At 64.4% G+C, this 1,560-nt stretch carries 1 protein-coding gene; it reads right to left on the reverse strand.

Going from position 1 to position 1,560, the window contains the following annotated elements; translation table 11 throughout:
- A partial coding sequence (locus AX692_RS14540; protein ID WP_196491806.1) for a DUF5934 domain-containing protein occupies window positions 1-1,560 on the reverse strand: 1,560 nt, incomplete at both ends.

The raw sequence follows: 1,560 nt of genomic DNA on the forward strand, positions 1-1,560 counted from the left end.
GCCGTCCGATCGCCTCGGTCTCCGGTCCTTTGATGAACACCTCGGAATAGTCGCTCCCGGAGCGCTTGAGACTGCGGATCAGCGTCTCGGTGCGATCGTCCATATCGAGGCGCTTGCTCGCCTTGAAATCGGCGATCGTCTCCGGCTTCTGCTGGAGGATCAGCATCCAGTCGCTGTTCTCGAGCGCCGCCGTTGCCCCGTCGGACTTGTAGTAGTCGTTGAGCGACTGGGTAGCGGTCGCCAGCGCGCCGCCATACTTGCGGCAGGTGCGGGCGTAGGTTTCGACGAATTCGCCCATCGAGCCGCCCTTGAGCATCGACCAGGCTTCATCGATCAGCAGAAGCTTGCGCAGCGACCTCGGGCTTCTCGTCATGGCCTGGCTGGTCATGAACATGATGGCTGAGAGCACGACGCTGCGCAGATCCTCACGGCTCGCAAGGTCGGACATCTCGAAGACCGTGAAGTCCGCATCGAGGTCTAGGCTCGCCTGGCCTTCAAAGAAGGCGCCGTAAGTTCCGCCCGCCATGTAGGGTGCAAGCGCGGTTGCGATATCTGCCGCAGTGTCATGGCCGATACTGGCCAGCATCTCGCCGACGGTCGTGACCGTGGCAGCCGCGCCGTGCTGCGCCCAAACGAGGTTGACCGCCCGGTCGATCAATCCGCGTTCGGTATCCGTCAGCTTCGCGCTGTGGCGAGCCATTTGCCCGACGATGGCCTTGATCATCCCGAAGCAGTCGAGGCGGTAGTCCTCGTCTTCCGCGGCGCGGGTGGCATCGATCATCGAGAATGGGTTGAGGCAGAAGCCCGCAGCAATCGTGAACTCGACAAAGCGGCCGCCCTGCAGCTTGACCGAGTGCTCGAAACTGCGGCCATCGTCGATCACGACAACCTGTGCGCCGGCACCGCGCAGCGCGGCGCACATCTCCTGGAGCAGCACCGACTTGCCCGATCCCGACTTGCCGCAGATCGCGACATTGTGGTTGCCGGCCTCGTTCTCGAACGGGGACCAGAAGAAGGGCTGACCGCGCCGCCCGACGAACAGCAGGTGGGGGTGGGCGCTGCCGAGATACTCGCCCTGCATAGGCGCGATATTGGCGGCGGTCGTCGACAACACGGTCTTGAACCGCTTCAGCCGCTCCATGTCGGCGCCGAGCCCGTCAGCCAGGGTAAGCGGCATCGCGGCGAGCAATCCCTGGATCTGGAGGTAGCGCTCGTCGGTAAGGTCCCAGCCCGCCGCCTTGTAGATCGACTTGATCGCGCGTTCGTGGCGATCTCCCTGGCCCAGCGGTGAATAGGTCGTGACACCGTAGAAGACCCGCACGAGACGGCGGCCTTCCTGGAGCTCGGCCTGAACATGCTGCCACTCGGCGGCCTGTTCGCCGATCCGAGGCAGGAACCGCGCGCTGCGGGTTCCGGCGAGGCTGGTCGTCCGCATGAACTTGAATCCGGCCTTCGCCGATGCAGCCTCCTGATCCGGATAGACGAGACACAGCATGGTGGCGGCGGGGCAGGGGAAGCGCAGCTTGTCGGTGAACAGGTCGCCGATCAGCCGCGCGCATT

Origin of the sequence: Erythrobacter donghaensis (genome assembly GCF_001557325.1) — a bacterium.
GTDB classification, from domain to species: Bacteria; Pseudomonadota; Alphaproteobacteria; order Sphingomonadales; family Sphingomonadaceae; genus Erythrobacter; species Erythrobacter donghaensis_B.